At 66.4% G+C, this 14,870-nt stretch carries 16 protein-coding genes; 11 read left to right on the top strand and 5 right to left on the bottom strand.

Annotation, left to right across the window (positions count from 1 at the left end; translation table 11 throughout):
- On the bottom strand, window positions 1-766 hold a 766-nt coding region (locus tag AWJ14_RS22920; RefSeq protein ID WP_245304387.1), incomplete at its 3' end, for an ATP-binding protein.
- Window positions 767-1,089: 323 nt separating this feature from the next.
- Here AWJ14_RS22920 and AWJ14_RS19990 point away from each other — a divergent pair.
- Complete coding sequence (locus AWJ14_RS19990; protein ID WP_066183700.1) at window positions 1,090-2,865, top strand: acetolactate synthase 3 large subunit; 1,776 nt, start codon at window positions 1,090-1,092, stop codon at window positions 2,863-2,865.
- Between the two features lie 26 nt (window positions 2,866-2,891).
- Window positions 2,892-3,464 carry an acetolactate synthase small subunit gene (ilvN, locus tag AWJ14_RS19995; RefSeq protein WP_066183702.1) on the top strand — a complete coding sequence of 191 codons (573 nt, stop codon included), beginning with the start codon at window positions 2,892-2,894 and terminating at the stop codon, window positions 3,462-3,464.
- A gap of 87 nt (window positions 3,465-3,551) precedes the next feature.
- Here ilvN and AWJ14_RS20000 read toward each other — a convergent pair whose 3' ends face one another.
- Window positions 3,552-4,412, bottom strand: a complete 861-nt coding sequence (locus tag AWJ14_RS20000; protein ID WP_083220390.1) for an aldo/keto reductase — start codon at window positions 4,410-4,412, stop codon at window positions 3,552-3,554.
- Window positions 4,413-4,535: 123 nt separating this feature from the next.
- Here AWJ14_RS20000 and AWJ14_RS20005 point away from each other — a divergent pair, with 123 nt between their 5' ends.
- The 4 genes from AWJ14_RS20005 to AWJ14_RS20020 are packed head-to-tail and all read left to right on the top strand — an operon-like array spanning window position 4,536 to window position 6,850.
- On the top strand, window positions 4,536-5,129 hold the full coding sequence (locus tag AWJ14_RS20005; RefSeq protein WP_066183709.1) for a LysE family translocator: 594 nt from the start codon (window positions 4,536-4,538) through the stop codon (window positions 5,127-5,129).
- A 26-nt stretch (window positions 5,130-5,155) separates the two neighbouring features.
- Window positions 5,156-5,833, top strand: coding sequence for a nitrile hydratase subunit alpha (gene nthA / locus AWJ14_RS20010; RefSeq protein WP_066183712.1), 678 nt, complete (start codon window positions 5,156-5,158; stop codon window positions 5,831-5,833).
- Complete coding sequence (gene nthB / locus AWJ14_RS20015; protein WP_066183715.1) at window positions 5,830-6,489, top strand: nitrile hydratase subunit beta; 660 nt, start codon at window positions 5,830-5,832, stop codon at window positions 6,487-6,489. Before nthA ends, nthB begins: the two co-directional genes overlap by 4 nt.
- Complete coding sequence (locus AWJ14_RS20020; RefSeq protein ID WP_066183720.1) at window positions 6,476-6,850, top strand: nitrile hydratase accessory protein; 375 nt, start codon at window positions 6,476-6,478, stop codon at window positions 6,848-6,850. Before nthB ends, AWJ14_RS20020 begins: the two co-directional genes overlap by 14 nt.
- Window positions 6,851-6,880: 30 nt before the next feature.
- Here AWJ14_RS20020 and AWJ14_RS20025 read toward each other — a convergent pair whose 3' ends face one another.
- On the bottom strand, window positions 6,881-7,345 hold the full coding sequence (locus AWJ14_RS20025; RefSeq protein ID WP_083220391.1) for a group III truncated hemoglobin: 465 nt from the start codon (window positions 7,343-7,345) through the stop codon (window positions 6,881-6,883).
- Between the two features lie 188 nt (window positions 7,346-7,533).
- Between AWJ14_RS20025 and AWJ14_RS20030 the strand changes: the two genes are divergently transcribed.
- Window positions 7,534-8,661: an ATP-dependent DNA helicase gene (locus tag AWJ14_RS20030; protein ID WP_066183722.1), complete on the top strand. Its 1,128-nt coding sequence runs from the start codon at window positions 7,534-7,536 to the stop codon at window positions 8,659-8,661.
- Window positions 8,662-8,667: 6 nt separating this feature from the next.
- Here AWJ14_RS20030 and AWJ14_RS20035 read toward each other — a convergent pair whose 3' ends face one another.
- Window positions 8,668-10,080 carry a putative bifunctional diguanylate cyclase/phosphodiesterase gene (locus AWJ14_RS20035; RefSeq protein WP_066183725.1) on the bottom strand — a complete coding sequence of 471 codons (1,413 nt, stop codon included), beginning with the start codon at window positions 10,078-10,080 and terminating at the stop codon, window positions 8,668-8,670.
- A 252-nt stretch (window positions 10,081-10,332) separates the two neighbouring features.
- Here AWJ14_RS20035 and AWJ14_RS20040 point away from each other — a divergent pair, with 252 nt between their 5' ends.
- Both AWJ14_RS20040 and AWJ14_RS20045 read left to right on the top strand, forming a co-directional pair.
- The gene (locus tag AWJ14_RS20040) at window positions 10,333-11,004 is read left to right on the top strand and encodes a spermidine synthase (RefSeq protein ID WP_066183728.1); all 672 of its coding nucleotides are present in this window, start codon (window positions 10,333-10,335) and stop codon (window positions 11,002-11,004) included.
- A gap of 373 nt (window positions 11,005-11,377) precedes the next feature.
- A complete protein-coding gene (locus AWJ14_RS20045; RefSeq protein WP_066183731.1) occupies window positions 11,378-12,886 on the top strand; it encodes a globin-coupled sensor protein in 1,509 nt (502 codons plus the stop codon).
- Window positions 12,887-12,920: 34 nt separating this feature from the next.
- On the opposite strand, the gene AWJ14_RS20050 is transcribed toward AWJ14_RS20045, so the two are convergent.
- On the bottom strand, window positions 12,921-13,517 hold the full coding sequence (locus tag AWJ14_RS20050; RefSeq protein WP_066183734.1) for an HD domain-containing protein: 597 nt from the start codon (window positions 13,515-13,517) through the stop codon (window positions 12,921-12,923).
- Between the two features lie 153 nt (window positions 13,518-13,670).
- Here AWJ14_RS20050 and AWJ14_RS20055 point away from each other — a divergent pair, with 153 nt between their 5' ends.
- Together AWJ14_RS20055 and AWJ14_RS20060 are read left to right on the top strand one after the other, a co-directional pair.
- Window positions 13,671-13,943 carry a hypothetical protein gene (locus tag AWJ14_RS20055; RefSeq protein ID WP_066183737.1) on the top strand — a complete coding sequence of 91 codons (273 nt, stop codon included), beginning with the start codon at window positions 13,671-13,673 and terminating at the stop codon, window positions 13,941-13,943.
- Between the two features lie 176 nt (window positions 13,944-14,119).
- Entirely contained in the window at window positions 14,120-14,863 is a 744-nt protein-coding gene (locus AWJ14_RS20060) for a pyridoxine 5'-phosphate synthase (protein WP_066183739.1), read from the top strand.
- The last annotated feature ends 7 nt before the right edge of the window (window positions 14,864-14,870 follow it).

Genomic DNA, 14,870 nt, shown 5'->3' on the forward strand with positions numbered 1-14,870 from the left:
CGCGCAGCACGTCGATCTCCTCGGGGATCGGCGGCCGGCCGCGGAACAGCACCTCGGTCAATTCCTCAAGCCGGAACAGCCAGAACGGCAGGTCCAGCGTCTCGGTGTCGATGACCACCGACTGGGTCGGGAAGGCGGCGGCGAATTCGTTGTGCGGATCCAGGATCAGCACCCGGAGCGAGGGGTCGGCCTGCAGCGCCTTGTGCAGCAGCAGCGTCACGGCCGTGGTCTTGCCGACGCCGGTGGTGCCGACCACCGCGAAATGGCGCGACAGCAGCGAGGGCACGTGAATGAGCGCGCCGAGCGAGGGATCCTGCGTCAGGCTGCCGATCACCGCCGTGTCGCTCGTGCCCGGATCGTAGATCACGGCAAGGTCGGAGGAGCGCATGCGATGCGCCACGGCGCCGAGATAGGGATATCGCGAAATGCCCGCGCCGAACTCGGTCTTGCCGTCCACGCCGGGGCGGATCTCGCCGACCAACTCCAGCTCGATATGCATGACATTGTCGCCGTTCTCGTTCCAGGCGGCGGAGGCGGTCTTCATCGAGCAGACCAGCGCGACGACGCGGTTGGGGCCGACCGAGATCGAGATCAGCCGGCCTACCGACCACAGTTCGGCCAGCGCGCTGCCGTCGCGCTCGACCGGCGCGCTGACCGTGGCCTTGGACCCGGAACAGCCGATCACCCGTCCCAGGAGACGGTTTCCGGCTGCAAATGTGCCGCGGCGGTCGCGCTCGTTTTCCGCCGCGGAGGTCGGGTTTGACATGCCGGAATCCGGGGATTGACTGTGTTCCATCGCCGCCACCATCGCATTTTGGAGTTAATGGGGCGTTGCCGGGCCAAGGGCCGCGCGTCGATTATGCGCAATCGGTGAAAATAGGCCGTTGACGCGCCCGGCTCGAGGCAGTACCAAAGCTGTCATGATCAAGATCGCGAACATTCTCGTGGTAGGACCGCGCATGGGCAGGGTGGCGTAGCCACCCGGCGAAAGCACCCATGCGCGACACAAGGCTCCGGAAGGAGCCTTTTTTTATGGCTAAATCCGGGCTATTCAGCCCGACACGAAAGACGGGACAAGGGGTCAGGCATATGGCCGGCAAAGAAATGCAAATGACAGGCGCGGAAATCGTTTTGCAGGCGTTGAAGGACAATGGCGTCAAGCACATGTTCGGATATCCCGGCGGCGCGGTTCTGCCGATTTATGACGAATTGCACCAGCAGGACGACATCGAGCACATCCTGGTGCGGCACGAACAGGGCGCGGGCCACATGGCCGAAGGCTATGCCCGCTCCACCGGCAAGCCCGGCGTGGTGCTGGTCACCTCCGGTCCGGGCGCGACCAACGTGGTCACCGCACTGCAGGACGCGCTGATGGACTCGATCCCGCTGGTCTGCATCACCGGCCAGGTCCCGACCTCGCTGATCGGCTCCGACGCCTTTCAGGAATGCGACACGGTGGGCATCACCCGGCCGTGCACCAAGCACAACTGGCTGGTCAAGGACGTCAACCAGCTCGCCCGCATCATTCACGAGGCCTTCCGCATCGCCACCACCGGCCGCCCCGGCCCGGTCGTCGTCGATGTCCCGAAGGACGTGCAGTTCGCCACCGGCACCTATACCCCGCCCTCGCCGGTGATCGCGCAGAAGAGCTACCAGCCGAAGGTCGCGGGCGATCTCGAAAAGGTCCGCGCCGCCATCGAGCTGATGGCGGGTGCCAAGCGGCCGATCATCTATTCGGGCGGCGGCGTCATCAATTCGGGCCGCGAGGCGAGCCAGTTGCTGCGCGAACTGGTCGAACTCACCGGCTTCCCCATCACCTCGACGCTGATGGGGCTGGGCGCCTATCCGGCTTCCGGCAAGAACTGGATGGGCATGCTCGGCATGCACGGCACCTACGAGGCCAACATGGCCATGCATGACTGCGACGTCATGCTGTGCATCGGCGCCCGCTTCGACGACCGCATCACCGGCCGGCTGGACGCGTTCTCGCCGAACTCGAAGAAGATCCACATCGACATCGATCCGTCCTCGATCAACAAGAACGTCCATGTCGACATCGGCATCCTGGGCGATATCGGCCATGTGCTCGAGGACATGGTGCGGCTGTGGCGCGCGTCGAAGAAGACCGACCGCACCAAGCTCGAACCCTGGTGGGCGCAGATCGACCGCTGGCGCGGCCGCAAGTCGCTCGCCTATACGCCCAACAGGGACGTGATCATGCCGCAATACGCGATCGAGCGGCTGTGCGCGCTGACCAGGGACCGCGACACCTATATCACCACGGAAGTCGGCCAGCACCAGATGTGGGCGGCGCAGTTCTTCGGTTTCGAGGAACCCAACCGCTGGATGACCTCGGGCGGCCTCGGCACCATGGGCTACGGCTTCCCCGCGGCCATCGGCGTGCAGGTGGCGCATCGCGACAGCCTCGTCATCGACATCGCCGGCGACGCCTCGATCCAGATGTGCATCCAGGAAATGTCCTGCGCCGTGCAGTATAACCTGCCGGTCAAGATCTTCATCCTGAACAACCAGTACATGGGCATGGTAAGGCAGTGGCAGCAGCTTCTGCACGGCAACCGGCTGTCGCATTCCTACACGGAATCGATGCCCGATTTCGTCAAGCTGGCCGAAGCCTATGGCGGCGTCGGCATGAGCTGCGACAAGCCCGGCGATCTCGATGCGGCGATCATGGAAATGATCGACACGCCGCGGCCGGTGATCTTCGATTGCCGCGTGGCCTCGCTCGCCAACTGCTTCCCGATGATCCCGTCCGGGAAGGCGCACAACGAAATGCTGCTGCCTGACGAAGCCACCGACGAGGCCGTCGCCAATGCCATCGACGCCGAAGGCAGGGCGCTCGTCTGAGCCGTATCTCAACAGGAACCGATCACATGAACGCTCAGCATCAACCCACGGGTTCGGCCTATTTCATGGCCGCAGAGACGGCCCGTCCCGAGACCCACACACTCTCGGTCCTCGTCGACAACGAACCGGGCGTCCTTGCCCGGGTCATCGGCCTGTTTTCCGGCCGCGGCTACAATATCGACAGTCTCACGGTGTCGGAAACCGAGCATGAGGCGCATCTGTCGCGCATCACCATCGTCACCACCGCCACGCCCAACGTGCTCGAACAGATCAAGTCGCAGCTCGAACGCATCGTGCCGGTGCACCGCGTGGTCGATTTGACCGTGCGCTCCAACGAACTCGGCCACGACAAGCCGCTCGAACGCGAACTGGCGCTGGTCAAGGTTACGGGCTCGGGCGAGAACCGGGTCGAGGCCCTGAGACTGGCCGACGCCTTCCGCGCCCAGGTGATCGACGCCAACACCGAGCATTTCATCTTCGAGATCACCGGCCGTGTCTCCAAGATCGAGCAGTTCATCTCGATCATGCGCCCGCTCGGCCTCGTCGAGATCTGCCGCACCGGCATAGCCGCCATGAACCGCGGCGCGCAGGGGATGTAGTCTCCAACCGTCATCCCGTGCCCACGCACGTGAAAGCCGCCGGCGACGCCCTGTCGCCGGCGTTTTTCGTTCCGGGGACAGGGCGGGTCAGATGATGTCGAGCGGCTGCTTCGAGCGCGGTGGCGGAAACATCCGGTCGAGGTCGTCGCGGTCTGCATCCGACAGCACGATGTCGGCGGCGGCGCGGTTTTCCCGCACCCGCTCCGGGTTTGCGGATTTCGGAATGGCGATCACGTTTTCGCGCGACAGCAGGAAGGCGAGCGCGAGCTGTGCCGCTGAAACGCCGCGCGCCTCCGCCATCCGCCCGAGGCCCTGGTGCGACAGCAGCCGCCCCTCGTCGAGCGGGCAATAGGCCATCGCCGGCATCGCGCGCCCGGTCATCCAGGGCAGGAGGTCGAACTCGACGCCGCGAGTCGCCAGGTTGTAGAGCACCTGGTTGGCGGCGCAGTTTCGGCCGTCCGGCACGGCCGACAGTCGCTCCATGCCCTCGGTGTCGAAATTCGACACGCCCCAGCGCAGGATCTTGCCGGAGGCGCGCAGCGCCTCGAAGGCGGCGACCGTGTCTGCGAGCGGATGGCGGCCGGGCCAGTGCAACAGATAGAGATCGATCCGGTCGGTGCCGAGCCGCTTCAGGCTTGCCTCGCAGGCGGCGATCGTGCCGCTGCGGCTCGCATGCGAGGGCAGCACCTTGGAGACGAGAAACACCTCGTCGCGGCGCCCGCGGATCGCCTGGCCGGTTATCGTCTCGGCGCCGCCATCGGCATACATTTCCGCCGTGTCGATCAACGTCATGCGGCAGTCGATCCCGGTGTGAAGGGCGCGGATCTCGTCGCCGGCCCGGGCAGGGTCTTCGCCCATGTGCCAGGTGCCGAGCCCGAGCGCGGGGACGGTGAGGGGCGTGCCGTTCGGCGCGCTCGGCGCAAGGCGGACGGTCGGCATCTGGGGCATGGGCTTCTCCTGTCTGTGGTGCGATCACCTTCTGGAATGGAGGGATGACGAGATTTTGATTGTCTCGCCCGAAACCTTGTTTAACAAGCGGATGTCGGTTTTGTTTGTCCCCGGGAAGGCCCCATGACCCTGGAAACGTTTCTCTCTCTTCTCGTTTTCGCCTTCGTCACCTCGGTGACGCCGGGACCGAACAACATGATGCTGTTCGCCTCGGGCGTGAATTTCGGCTTTCGCCGCACGCTGCCGCACATGCTCGGCATCGGCTTCGGCTTCTTCTCGCTGCTGCTCGGGGTCGGCTTTGGCCTGGGGGCGCTGTTGAGCGCGGTGCCGGCGCTCTACACCGCGCTCAAGGTGGCGGGCGCGGCCTATCTCGTCTATATCGCCTGGAAGATCGGCGCCTCGCGGGTGCTGCCCGACGGCCAGACCGGCGCGCGACCGATGAGCCTTATGCAGGCGGCCTCGTTCCAGTGGGTCAACCCGAAGGCCTGGGTGATGGCGGTGACCGCCATGACGCTGTTCACCGATCCCGACCGTTACACCGCCTCCGTGCTTCTGGTCGGGCTGGCCTTCACGCTCACCAACATGCCAAGCGTGTCGACCTGGGCCGGTTTCGGCTCGGCCATGCGCTCCTGGTTGAGCGATCCGGTCCGGCTCAAATGGTTCAACATCACCATGGCGGTGCTGCTGGTGGCCAGTTTGTGGCCGATGTTGCGATAGGGACGGCACAAGGCTAACCTCCGCCCATGACCCACGATCACGACCACCCGCACGACCATCACCACGACAACGATCTCGATCCGTTTGCCGCAAGGGTGCGCGCGCTCGAGACCATCCTCACCGAAAAGGGGCTGATCGACCCGGCCGCCATCGACGCCATCATCGAGACCTATGAGCACAAGGTCGGCCCGCGCAACGGCGCCCGCGTGGTGGCCAAGGCCTGGTCGGATCAGGGCTTCGCCGAGTGGCTCGCCGAGGACGCGACCGCGGCAATCGCCTCGCTCGGCTATACCGGGCGGCAGGGCGAGCACATGCAGGCCGTGTTCAACACCCCCGACACCCACAATCTGGTCGTCTGCACGCTGTGCTCCTGCTACCCGTGGACGGTGCTCGGCGTGCCGCCGGTCTGGTACAAGGCGCCGGCCTATCGCAGCCGGGCGGTGATCGACCCGCGCGGCGTGCTCGCCGAATTCGGCACCATCCTGCCGGAGACGACCCGCATCCGTGTGTGGGATTCCACCGCCGAGCTGCGCTATCTGGTGGTGCCGATGCGGCCCGAGGAAACCGGTCATCTGAGCGAAGACGAACTCGCCCGGCTCGTCACCCGCGACTCGATGATCGGCACCGGCCTGCCGCTCCGGCCCGGCGCGCTGTCGCCCGATGCGCTCTGGCCCGCAGGCGATGACGGGGAGGGCAGAGGTTGAACGGCCCGCACGATCTCGGCGGGCAGATGGGCTTCGGTCCGGTCGCGCCCGAAACCCGCGAACCGGTGTTCCATGCCGATTGGGAACGCCGTGCGCTCGGCGTCACGCTCTGCGCGGGCGCGCTCGGTGCCTGGACCATCGACGAAAGCCGCCACGCGCGCGAAAGCCTGCATCCGGCGATCTATTACAGCGCGAGCTATTACGAGATCTGGATCCGGGCGCTCGAAACCCTGCTCGAGCGGCACGGCTTCGTCTCCGCCGACGAGATCGAGGCCGGTCGTCCGCTCTGGCCTGGCGTCAGGCCGAAACAGGTGCTGCACGCAGCCGACGTGCCGCGGGTGCTCGCACGCGGTGGCCCCTGCAACCGCCCGGTCGCGGCCGCGCCGCGGTTTCGCGAGGGCGACACCGTGCGCACCATCAACGCCCATCCCGAAACCCATACCCGGCTGCCGCGCTACGCCCGCGGCAAGCGCGGCGTGATCGAGGCGGTGCGCGAGGGCTTCGTCTTCCCCGACACCAATGCCCACGGCAAGGGCGAAAACCCCGAGCATGTCTACACCGTTGCCTTCGAGGGCCGTGAATTGTGGGGCAAGGGGGCGGACCCCGCGCTCACCGTCTCGATCGACGCCTGGGAGAGCTATCTTGAGCCCGCCTGAGACGGATCCCGCATCGCCCTTCCGGCTGCCGCCCGATGCCGGCCCCGACGCGCCGGTGTTTGCCGAACCCTGGCAGGCGCAGGCCTTCGCGCTCGCTGTCGCGCTCAATGAGCGCGGCCTGTTCACCTGGAGCGAATGGGCGGCGGAGCTGTCGGCAAAGCTTGCCCGCCCGGGGGCGGATCCCGGCGGCGCCGATTATTACCGGCACTGGCTCGACGCGCTCGAGGCGCTGCTTGCGAAAAAGGGCGTCGCCGAGCCGGATATCATCGATCAGGTCACGAATGCCTGGCACCGCGCCGCCCACGCCACCCCGCACGGCCAGCCGATCCGCCTCGAAAACGATCCCGGGGAACGGTCGTAGTCCGAAAGGGATGCGCTTGCCGAAGCCGGTTTACACCGACCAGTCCGGCGGCGCGCTCATCGGCGTGCCGAAGCGGGCGAGCCAGAGGCTGCGGGCGATGCGCCGGGCGATCGTGGTGATCGGGTCAGCGGTTTCGGGCGGAAACAGCCGGCCTGTGGTTATCACGAACTGGTCGAGCCACAGCTTGAGATCGCCCTCCTCCATGTCGGGCAGCGCGTTGTGGCTTGCGACCGGTTGGCCGGAATACTCGCCGGTGTGGCGCAGCACGGAGCGCCAGAACCGCTTCATCTTGTCCAGATGCATGTCCCACTTGCCCGCGAGCCGCGCCTCGAACAGCGGCCCGAGCCGCGGGTGCAGCCGGATGTCGGAATAGAACTGCTCGACCAGCCGCGCGATCTCGTCGTCGGAGATGTCGACGGCGGGCTTGCGCGGCGGAGCCGGCCGGGCCTGGATCACGATCGGGGCAGGGCGGGGAGAGCGGGGGCTGTCTGTCATGGGCCAAATCCTTGAGCGTGCGGCCGGAGAAGCGGCCCGCGCGGGCGCGCCCCGTTCCGGCGTCAGGCCGCCTCATTCACGGTCTTCGATCAGACCTATGGGGTCGCGGCGCCGGGTGCAAGGGCCGGTGCAAGGGGCTGTCTGTCGCAGGGCGCGACAGGCCGGGCCGAATCTGCCAAGGAGAAAGCATGAAGTTTTCCCCGCAACAGGACGAGGCCCTCAAGGCCGTTTCGCGCTGGCTGAAAGACGGTCGCTCGCCGGTGTTCCGGCTGTTCGGCTATGCCGGCACCGGCAAGACCACGCTCGCGCGCCATTTTGCCGAACATGTCGATGGCGAAGTGCTGTTCGCGGCCTTCACCGGCAAGGCGGCGCAGGTGCTGCGTGCCCGCGGCGCGAGCAATGCCCGCACCATCCATTCGCTGATCTACCGCCCGCGCGGCGAGGAAGAGGTCTCCGACGAGGAGACCGGCAAGACCACCGTTTCGCCGATGTTCTCGATCAACCGGCAGAGCCCGCTCGCCCAGGCCGCGCTGATCGTCATCGACGAATGCTCGATGGTCGACGAGGCGCTCGGCCGCGACCTGATGAGCTTCGGCACGCCGATCCTGGTGCTGGGCGATCCCGGGCAGTTGCCGCCGATCTCGGGCGGCGGCTTCTTCACCGAGCACGAGCCCGACATCCTGCTGACCGAAATCCACCGGCAGGCGCGCGACAACCCGATCATCGATCTTGCCATGCAGGTGCGCGAGGGCCGCGAGATCATGCATGGGGACTACGGCACGGCGCAGGTGATCGGCAAGGCGCAGGTCAACCAGGACATGGTGCTCGAAGCCGACCAGGTGCTGGTCGGCACCAACCGCACGCGGCGACGCTACAATCAGCGCCTGCGCGAGCTCAAAGGGTTTACCCAGGCCTATCCGCAGGCCGGCGACAAGCTGGTGTGTCTGAGGAACGACCCGGCCAAGGGGCTGCTGAACGGCTCGCTATGGCAGGTGATGACTTCGTCCAAGGAGACCGTGAAGCCGGGCATCAACCTGATGATCCGGCCCGAGGACGACGACATGGATCGCGGCGCGGCCAAGATCAAGCTCCTCAAGAGCGCCTTTGAGGATCCCGATCTCGAGGTCCCCTGGCAGACCAAGAAGCGCTACGACGATTTCGACTACGGCTATGCGCTCACCGTGCACAAGGCGCAGGGCTCGCAGTGGAATTCGGTGGTGCTGTTCGACGAGAGCTTCGCCTTTCGCGACACCCGCGAGCGCTGGCTCTACACCGCCATCACCCGCGCCGCCGAGCGGCTGGTGATCGTCAGGTAGGGCGGTTTATCCGACCAGTACGCGCCGGCGGGCAGGGCGCGCGCGGGGCATTTCGGCAGAGTCTGCCTCTGCTGCGGCGGCAAGGGCCGCATTCTGCGCATGCGCGACGAAGGCCTGGGCCTGCATCGGGCGGCCGAACAGGTAGCCCTGGAATTCGTGACAGCCGCAGGCTTCGAGATAGGCATGCTGGTCCGGGGTCTCGATGCCCTCGGCGACGATCGTGAAGCCGAGATCGAGGCCGAGCTTGACGATGCTCTTGACCAGCGCCGCGCCGCGGTCGCTCTCCAGCGCTTCACGGACGAAGCTGCGGTCGACCTTGATCTCGTCGAGCGGCAATTGCCTCAGATAGCTCAGTGAGGAGTAGCCGGTGCCGAAATCATCAAGCGAGAAGCCGATGCCGGCCGCGCGCAGCTTTTCGATCCGGGCGGCGGTCTGCGCCAGGCCTTCCACCAGCACGCTTTCGGTGAGTTCGAGCTTGATCCGGCGGGGATCGACGCCATGCATGTCCAGGGCTTCGAGAACGAAATCCTCGAAGCCGTCGTCGCGGAACTGGCTGGCGCTGACATTGACGGAGAGGGTGAGCCGGCTGAGCACCGGGTCTTCGCTCCAGCGCGCCAGCGTGCGGCAGGCCTCCGCGATCACCCAGCCGCCCAGACGCGGCATCATGCCTGCCTCTTCGGCGGCATCGATGAAGGCGCCGGGCGGAATCTGCCCGCGCTTGGGGTGCTGCCAGCGCAACAGTGCCTCCGCGCCGATGATCTCGCCGGTCCGGTTGATCTGCGGCTGGAAATGCAGTTCGAGCTGCTGCTGGCGCAGCGCCCGGTTCAGCCCGATCGCCAGCGCGCTCGGCCGCTTCACCTCGCGCTGGATCAGATAGACGCCGCCGCACATCATCCCGGTGACAAGGACACTGTTGATCCAGATGCCGACGACACGGACCTCGTCGGCGATCGGATAGGCAAAGGGGAACGCGTAGCTGGTGCTCGCCAGGAACACGAAAGCCACGATGCAGGTGCCGGTGACCGCCAGTTGCAGCAGCGATTTGCGCCGCAGGTAGTTGAAATAGCCGAGCAGCGCCAGCACCAGCAGATAGAGATGGGTGATGCGCGGCACGCCGCCGCTGGGCACGTCGAATGTCAGAACGTAGACGACGGTGAAGGCCAGCATGAACACTTCGCTCAGGATCAGCGCGAAATTGAGCCGGCCGGCATGGATCAGCATCCAGCTGACCGCCGCCATCGACACCATGAGGATGTTGGCGGCCGCGATCGGCCATTCGTGCCGCCAGAGAAACACCGGAACCCAGGGCAGGCCGGTGACGATGATCAGCAGGCAGGCGGCCTTATAGGAGAAGATCAGCCGCCGGGACTGCCGGTCGGGCTCCGTTGCCGCACTGATCCGCTTGTGCTCTGCCGCCATTGTCTCGCATTTCTTGGACGGCGGGGGCTCGCCGGATTCCCGCCCGTGGATGCAGGTCATCCCATGGCAACCCTTAAGGATATCGGCAGGTCACCCTGTGAAATATGACCCCTTCTTTCTCATTGTGTCCCTTGGCTTGCAGGCCCGCCGCGGCGAGGCCGTCCGCGTGGCCGAACCCGGGCTCTTGCCAGCCGGACCGATTTTGGCCATCAGGCGGTGGTGATTCACCCCAAGGCTTCTGAAAGGCATGCCATGATCCCCTGGGTCCGGCTTGACGCCGTACAGCAAGACGATGGCCCCGAGCTGCGGCTGATGCAGCGCGGCACGGAGTTTTCGATCATGCTCGGCACCAACGAGCTGATGAACAGCCGGCTGAGTGGCTCGGAGCAGGCGCTGGCCTCGCTCGCCTGCGCCCGGCTGGCCGGTCGGGGGCCGGTGAGGATGCTGATCGGCGGGCTTGGCATGGGGTTCACCCTGCGCGCGGCGCTCGCCGAGCTTCCCGCCGATGCGCATGTGACGGTCGCGGAACTGGTGCCGGAGGTCATCGGCTGGGCACGCGGGCCGATGGCGGAGCTGTTCGGCGGCTGTCTCGACGATCCGCGGGTCGAGCTGCTTGCAGCCGATGTCGGCGCACCGATCCGGGCTGCCACGGGCGCGTGGGACGCGATCCTGCTCGATGTCGACAACGGCCCGGACGGGCTCAGCCGCAGCGGCAACGATGCGCTCTATTCGCCGCAAGGCCTTGCCGCCGCCTTCAGGGCGCTCAAGCCGGGCGGGGTGTTTTCGGTCTGGTCGTCGGCGCCCGACCCCGCCTTCACCCGGCGGCTCGGACGCGCGGGCTTTGCCGCGAGCGAAGTGCCGACCCGCGCCAGCACGAAGAAGCGTGGCGCCCGCCACATGATCTGGATGGCCGTCAAGCCGTGATGCCGGGCCGCGCCACAGGGAGCTTCGTGCCGGGGATGCATCCGGGCTGGTGCAGCCGTATTTCCTTTGCCGCGGGCCGCTGCCCGACCGCCGGGACGGTGATCCGACGCCGGATCCGCGCTCCCGGACGGATGCAGTGGCGGCCGCCATCCCGGCGTTATACTTGCGGGCAGAAGTTGCGGTGACTTTTTTTATTGGTGGCGGGCAAGAAGTGGCCGCCCTCCTTGGTGTTATTAGAATTGGCAAAGTGAAGTTCATTCTAAATTAGCTAAATTTGGGCGATTTTCTGTGACCTGTCATTCATGCATGCATGCGTACCGGTACCAGAACAGATCAAGAGCGCCCCTCCCGGTGAAAAGGACGAAAGAGTACAATGGACAAGAAGACAGCGGACGAACGCGAAATCAGGGAGAAGCTCAAATTCGTCGGCATGGATGAAGACCAGTGCGCCGTGCTGCGCACGGTGCGGCCGCAGATCGAACGGTCCGTCGGCCCGGCGCTTGACCGGTTCTATCGCGAAGCCACCTCCAATCCGGAAACGGCCCGCCACTTCCGTGATGCCTCCCATATCGAGCACGCCAAGCAGAAGCAGGTGGACCATTGGGGTCTGATCGCCACGGGCAAGTTCGACGAGAGCTATGTCGACGGCGTTACCCGCATCGGCAAGGTTCACGCGCGGCTCGGTCTCGAGCCGAAATGGTATATCGGCGGCTATTCGCTGATCCTCGAAGAACTCGTCACCGACATCATCAAGACCGAAGTCACCGGCTTCGGCGCAGGCAAGAAGGCCGAGAAGGCCAGCCGGGCCGTGGGCGCCGTGGTCAAGGCCGCGCTGATCGACATGGACTACGCCATTTCCGTCTATCTCGATGCGCTGGCAGCGGAACGCGCCAAGGCCGAGGCCGAGCAGGCCCGCCTCAAGGCCGACCAGGACAAGGCGCTGGCCGCGCTCGAACGCGCGCTCGCGGGTCTTGCCGGCGGCGATCTCGGCTCCACCATCTCCGAGCCGCTCGCGCCCGATTTCGAAATGCTCAAGACCAACTACAACGGCGCGGTGGCCAAGCTCAACGAAGCCTTCGTGGAGATCATGAACTCGATCGCGCAATCGAGTGCGGACACCCGCGATCTCTCCAGCGCCACCAACGACATGGCGCGCCGCACCGAACAGCAGGCGGCGGCACTTGAGGAAACGGCGGCCGCGATCGAGGAGATCTCCACCATTTCGCAGCAGTCCGCCAAGCGCACCGGCGAAGCCCGCAGGGTGGTAGAGCAGACCTCCGAACACGCCACCCAGTCGGGCGAGACCGTGACCGAGGCCATCGCCGCGATGGGCAAGATCGAGGACTCGTCCAAGAAGATCACCCAGATCATCTCGGTGATCGACGAGATCTCGTTCCAGACCAACCTGCTCGCGCTCAATGCCGGCGTCGAGGCCGCCCGGGCGGGCGAGGCGGGCAGGGGCTTTGCCGTCGTGGCCCAGGAGGTGCGCGAGCTCGCGCAGCGCTCGGCCTCCGCCGCCAAGGAGATCAAGGAGCTGATCGAATCCTCGTTCAACGACGTTCTCAAGGGGGTGACGCTGGTCAACAAGACCGGCGAGGCGCTCACCAGCATCGGCACCCAGGTGCGCACCATCTCCGACCACTTCGTGTCGATCTCGCAGTCGGCCCACGAACAGGCCTCGGGGATCGCCGAGATCAACTCCGCCGTCACCTCGATGGACCACATCACCCAGCAGAATGCGGCGATGGTGGAGCAGACCAACGCCGCCACGCAGAACCTGCTCGGCATCAACCAGGCGCTTGCGGAACTCGCCGGCCGGTTCCGGATCTCGGGTCAGTCCGGACGCGCCGCCGCGCCGAAGCCGGTCGCCCGGGTCGCCTGAGGCGGCTTTTCGGGGCGCGCGCGCCCAGCGCCGGTCACGCCTTCGCCGCGCGGTCCAGGATCGCGCGGTGGCGGTCGTCGATCAGCTGCCGGATCTCGGCAAGCAGCGGATGCGCATCGGTGGCCTTGCGCGCGTAGCCGAGATTGAAGGCGTAGTCGAAGCCGGGTTCGTTCCGCCCGGTCGAATGGGTGAGCATGGTCTCGATCTTGTCGAGCCCCTTGGCGATCACCGCTTCCGGCGAGCGGGCCTCGGCATAGTCGTCCCACAGGACCAGGATCATCGCTGCGAGATCGTCGGGCAGCGGCGCGCAGAGCGTGACGAGGTCGGCGCGCTCGCGCGCGGCGCGGTCATCGTTCGGGCGCTGTTCGACCGCCGGCACATCGCCCGAAATCGCTTCGCCGAGATCGTGGACGATGCACAGCCTGACGAGTTTGAGCAGGTCCACCCCCTCGATCTCACCGCCGAGAAGGATCGCGAGCAGGCAGAGCCGCCAGCTGTGCTCGGCGGTGCTTTCGCGCCGGCCGAGCGGCGTGCGGCCGCTGCGCAGCGTGTCTTTCAGCCGGTTGGCCTCGTCGAGAAACGACAGGATCGCCGCAACCCGCTCGCCCCTGGTGGACGTCTGCTCCGTCATGTCCGCCTTTGCCTTCCTTGTTGTGCTGCGCGATTCTAGGCCGCGGCCCGGAGCCGGGCAAGCCGGTGCGGCCTGGGGGGCCAAGGGCAGAGGCCTTTCTTAACGAAGTCGCGCTAGGCTCGCGCCAGGATGATGTCGACGAGGACGACCCACATGCGCAGCTTGCCCGCAACCGGCGTGACCTTGGCGGTCCTGATGGCGGCCCGGCCGGCCTATGCGCTCGACGTCGACCGGTTGCTCAAGCAGGCCTTCGGCAGCTCCGACCCGAGCGACCTCGGCGTGCCCATCTTCGTGCTGATCGCGGTTGTCGCGGTGCTGTTCTTCTGGGGCGCGCACCGGATCGGCAAGAAGCGGCAGCGGCGCATGATCGAAACCTACGACAGCCAGCTCAAGGAGTATTCGACCCGCCTGCGCCGCCGCAAATGACGCTTGCCGGCAGGGAACGACGACCGGATCGGGCGCGACACCGCGGCTGATCCGCGGTATCCATTCGCGTGCTGAATGCGCGCGTGAGCGAAATTCATTTCCCATCGCCGGCGGATGCGCTAGGAAACGGCGGACAGGCACTCCGCCCGTTTCCCGTCACCTTTCATGAGGTCGCCATGCCCGCCGAACTCTCCGTCAATCTCAACGCCATCGCCATGCTGCGCAATCGCCGCGACCTGCCCTGGCCGAGCGTGACCGGGATCGGCCGGATCGCGCTGTCGAACGGTGCGCACGGGCTGACGGTGCATCCGAGGCCCGACCAGCGCCATATCCGCTTTTCCGACCTGCCCGAGATCCGGGCGCTGATCGACGACGAATTCCCGCAGGCCGAATTCAACATCGAAGGCTATCCGACCGAAGACTTCCTGGACCTGGTCGAGGCCAATCAGCCCGAGCAGGTGACGCTGGTTCCCGACGATCCGGCGCAGGCCACTTCCGACCATGGCTGGGATTTCGAAGGCAATGGCGCGTTCCTGCGCGACGTGGTCAGGCGGCTCAAGAAGGGCGGCGCCCGGGTGTCGCTGTTCTGCGATCCCGACGCGAGCCGCGCCAGCCTGGAGGCGGCGAAAGCCACCGGCGCCGACCGGATCGAGTTCTACACCGGCCCCTATGGCGGCACCCATGACGATCCCGCCCGCGCCGCGGCCGAACTGGCAAAGCTCGAGGCCGCGGGGCGGATCGCCGCCGAGCTCGGTCTCGGCGTCAATGCCGGCCATGACCTGACGGTCGCCAATCTGCCGGCGCTCGCCCGCGCGCTCCCGAACCTGCTCGAAGTCTCGATCGGCCACGGGCTCACCGCCGATGCGCTCGAATACGGCATGGCCGAAACCGTGCGCCGCTTCATCGCCGCCTGCCGCTGATCCGTCC

The sequence above is a fragment of the Parahoeflea olei genome (assembly GCF_001703635.1).
GTDB lineage: Bacteria > Pseudomonadota > Alphaproteobacteria > Rhizobiales > Rhizobiaceae > Hoeflea > Hoeflea olei.

Bases quoted from the DNA above. Each gene is read 5' to 3' on its own strand.
- AWJ14_RS19990 (WP_066183700.1), top strand. From the start codon at position 1,090: ATGGCCGGCAAAGAAATGCAAATGACAGGCGCGGAAATCGTTTTGCAG.
- ilvN (WP_066183702.1), top strand. From the start codon at position 2,892: ATGAACGCTCAGCATCAACCCACGGGTTCGGCCTATTTCATGGCCGCA.
- AWJ14_RS20000 (WP_083220390.1), bottom strand. From the start codon at position 4,412: ATGCCCCAGATGCCGACCGTCCGCCTTGCGCCGAGCGCGCCGAACGGC.
- AWJ14_RS20005 (WP_066183709.1), top strand. From the start codon at position 4,536: ATGACCCTGGAAACGTTTCTCTCTCTTCTCGTTTTCGCCTTCGTCACC.
- nthA (WP_066183712.1), top strand. From the start codon at position 5,156: ATGACCCACGATCACGACCACCCGCACGACCATCACCACGACAACGAT.
- AWJ14_RS20025 (WP_083220391.1), bottom strand. From the start codon at position 7,345: ATGACAGACAGCCCCCGCTCTCCCCGCCCTGCCCCGATCGTGATCCAG.
- AWJ14_RS20030 (WP_066183722.1), top strand. From the start codon at position 7,534: ATGAAGTTTTCCCCGCAACAGGACGAGGCCCTCAAGGCCGTTTCGCGC.
- AWJ14_RS20035 (WP_066183725.1), bottom strand. From the start codon at position 10,080: ATGGCGGCAGAGCACAAGCGGATCAGTGCGGCAACGGAGCCCGACCGG.
- AWJ14_RS20040 (WP_066183728.1), top strand. From the start codon at position 10,333: ATGATCCCCTGGGTCCGGCTTGACGCCGTACAGCAAGACGATGGCCCC.
- AWJ14_RS20045 (WP_066183731.1), top strand. From the start codon at position 11,378: ATGGACAAGAAGACAGCGGACGAACGCGAAATCAGGGAGAAGCTCAAA.
- AWJ14_RS20050 (WP_066183734.1), bottom strand. From the start codon at position 13,517: ATGACGGAGCAGACGTCCACCAGGGGCGAGCGGGTTGCGGCGATCCTG.
- AWJ14_RS20055 (WP_066183737.1), top strand. From the start codon at position 13,671: ATGCGCAGCTTGCCCGCAACCGGCGTGACCTTGGCGGTCCTGATGGCG.
- AWJ14_RS20060 (WP_066183739.1), top strand. From the start codon at position 14,120: ATGCCCGCCGAACTCTCCGTCAATCTCAACGCCATCGCCATGCTGCGC.